Origin of the sequence: uncultured Thiodictyon sp., assembly GCA_903837595.1 — a bacterium.
Taxonomy (GTDB): Bacteria; Pseudomonadota; Gammaproteobacteria; order Chromatiales; family Chromatiaceae; genus Thiodictyon.
Map to the genome: position 1 here is coordinate 1 of CAILVI010000478.1, position 3,170 is coordinate 3,170.

The following is a 3,170-nucleotide window of genomic DNA, read 5'->3' on the forward strand; positions in this document are numbered from 1 at the left end:
GGTATCTCGCGACTTGGCCATACCGATAATGAGATCTGCAGGGGGTATGAAAATGATTCTAGTCTAGTGAATGCGAGCGCGATCGTATTCTCTACGCTTGCGTCTGCGGTACTTAATTTTGATAAATTAGTGGAGTGTGACTTCGACCTTGTTGTCGTGGACGAAGCGTCAATGGTTTCTCTTCCTTATATATTTTCGGCGGCGCATTTAGCGCAATTGCGGATCGTAATCGCAGGCGACTTCTGTCAATTGCAGCCAATCAGCCTGGCGCAAACGACTCTTTCAGAATCGATTTATCATTACTTGGGGACGAAGTCAAATATTCAGAGTGAGGGCTTTCCTCCATATCTGGTATTGCTTGAAACGCAATACAGAATGACTTCCAGTCTTTCCGGTCTTGTGAGTCGTATATTTTATGGCGGACGCCTTAGGTGTGGGAGGCGAGAGCCCGAAGAAAAGCATTCTCTTTTCTTCATAAATACGGACTCTGATGACAGATATAATTTTTCTTTTTATAGTGTTGCGCTCGAAAGTTACTATAATCCGTTGACGCTAGCTGTCTTGGAGTCTCTGATTTTCCGTAAGAATGATTCTTCCGCTTCGGTTTTGGTGATTACTCCGTTTAGAGCCCAGCAAGTTCTTGTCGGGCATTTCATGGCAAATGACATTAATTCAAGATCTCGGTGCCTGACAGTTCATCGTGCGCAGGGGACAGAAGCCGACATTGTTGTGTTTGACCTAACGGCGCACGCTAAGACAACAATATCTGGCTACCCAAGAATACTCGAGTCTAACGGCGCCGAAAACCTCTTGGATGTGGCATTGTCTAGGGCGAGAGACAAATTGTATATTCTAGGGAGTCTTTCTATGATCGCAGTGCTGGCTAAGAAAATGAAGTTTTGGAACAAATTATATTATGAAATCAAGGAGCAATTCGTGATATCGCCTTCTTCTTTAGCATACTCGACATTGCAGGATTTTGATCCAAGCTTGCTTCATCCAAGATCTCATGATCCCGAATTTATTGTTGCGGTAGATCCCGCTGGAGAAAAAGAGTTCTTTCGTGAATTCGTAAACAGCAGCGCACCGAGAAAATACTACTTTCTTCCGGAAGATGAGATACCTAATACATCTGAGGAGACGGGGCAGATTACCTTCCGTAGTATCCGCAGAAACCGAATTCCAGAAATGACTATCTGGGGAAATATGATAGCTTTGCGGGTTAAGTCAGGGCACCGTTTTACGGACTCGCGGTTGGCTGCGGCGATATTGAGGCGAATCGCTTTAGGGCATATTATTGATTTACAGGAGTCTGGCCTCAGTGACACCCTGATTATTAGTTGCGACAAGTGTGGAGGTAACAGAGATCTGGTGTACGATAGTTTAACCGGATGCTATGTTCTCCAGTGCGAAAGATGTCGAAGGACTATACGTATCAGTCGCGACATTGGTAATCGAATAGCGCAGATTTATGATGCAAAATGTCCAATCTGCGGTTCCGAGATGGTGCCTAGAAAGAGAAGCACAGATAATTCATATTCATTTTTTGGTTGCAGCAATTATCCTCGATGCAACGGGATTTCTTCTTTTGGGAAGTTCTCACTCATTGCGAAATAGCAAAAAAGTGTTTTATAGGGGGATGTGCTGGTTGGACAATTAGACTCGGAGTTGAGAACCGAAGGCAGCATACGAACTTCGGCGGTGGTCGATCAACCGGGCAGCCCCGAACAAGCCGAAGAAGAATGGCAATCCGACTGCCTTCGGTTGGCGAAGCGGGAGCAGTTTCTTGAGCGCATCACCGGCGCCACTACCCGGTCTTCTCCCTGCGCGCCGGGAGTTCCATGCCGCGCCGACGCCCCACTGGTTGAGCTTCATCCCGCCAAACCCGGACGGGGAAAAGCATCCAGTGACCGGCATCTTGACGAAGCGCCAGGTGAATCTGCATGCGCACGTCCTGAGGGCTACGGCCCGCCACCTGGGTGGTGGGGCGGATGATTGGCCGGTTCTGGTGACAGAGGTCAGTGCGGATCAGGCGGGCCTGCTACAAGACCTGCACCGGCTGTGCGACTGGGTGGTCACGGCTGACCGCAACGCCGGGATCGAGTATTTCGATTCACCGCGCGAACTGCCCCGGGTCTATGAGAACTACATCATCGACTGCGTGCCGGAACGCGACGACCTGGGATTCATGCAGTTGATCACCTCGACCAGTAGCTTCGACGAGGTGGTGAATCTGCTGGATAGCGCACTCGGTGAGATGGGTTTGTCCGCCAGCCCGCGCAACTGCACCTATCTGTTGGAAGCGCTTAAGGCCGTCAGCGGCCGGCTGGCGCTGCGCTTGGCCGGAGCTGGAAACGCGGCCCAGGAGATGATCGCGGTCGCGCTGGCACAACAACACTGCGCACGGGCGACCGGCGATGCCGCGGCCTGGCTGTCGCTGGCCGACGGGTTCCTGATCCCGCTCGACGACGTGCCCCAACTGTTCCGGGAGCCGGGAAAGCCGGTCGAGGGCGGCGAGCAGCGGGCCGACCTGCTCTACGTGAGCGCGACCAAGAAAGGTGGTTTGCGACAGGTCTTTGTGGAGGTGAAGTTCCGGCGCTATCTCAAGACCGCCCGCTCCCCGGACCTGGCAGAGGGGATGGAGCGCCAGATCGCGGCGTCTTGTGGCCGCTGGGGCCAACTGTTCGGCACCCGGACCTCGGCCCTGGAGAAGACCGTCAACCGCGCCTGGCTGGCGCGCATCCTGCGCTTCTATGCGCGCAAGGGGCGGCGACACGGGCTCTCGCAGGAGGCGTTCAACACCGCCCTGCGGGAGATCGACCGGGTGGTTCGCCGGGAGACGGACCCGCCCGACGGGCTGGACATCCAGCGGGTCGGCTTCGTCTTTTGTCCCGAATATGGCGGACGACAGCCGGTGCCGATCGAGCACGGCGGGCAGGCCGAACTGTGGCTGTTCGGGCCGGACATCTTGCCTGAACCGAGGGTGGTGGCGCGGGATGATGGGGAAGGTTCGGATGGTCCTGGGGGCGAGAGACCTGAGACGGCGAACGGGGCGGGCCAGTCCGATGCTCTGTGTCCTTCCGGCAAGCCTGCATGAAATTCCGTCCCTGGCCCGGTAGCGTGGGAGCCCCGTTTTTCATGATCCGGAGGCTCCCTGATGTCACTCCCAC

The 3,170-nt window shown here is 54.4% G+C and carries 2 protein-coding genes; both read left to right on the top strand.

Features of this window, described 5'->3' with window-relative positions; genetic code table 11:
- A partial coding sequence (locus tag QZY44_RS28630) for an AAA domain-containing protein (RefSeq protein ID WP_295456046.1) occupies positions 1-1,617 on the top strand: 1,617 nt, incomplete at its 5' end.
- A 169-nt stretch (positions 1,618-1,786) separates the two neighbouring features.
- Positions 1,787-3,097, top strand: coding sequence for a hypothetical protein (locus tag QZY44_RS28635; protein WP_295456047.1), 1,311 nt, complete (start codon positions 1,787-1,789; stop codon positions 3,095-3,097).
- The last annotated feature ends 73 nt before the right edge of the window (positions 3,098-3,170 follow it).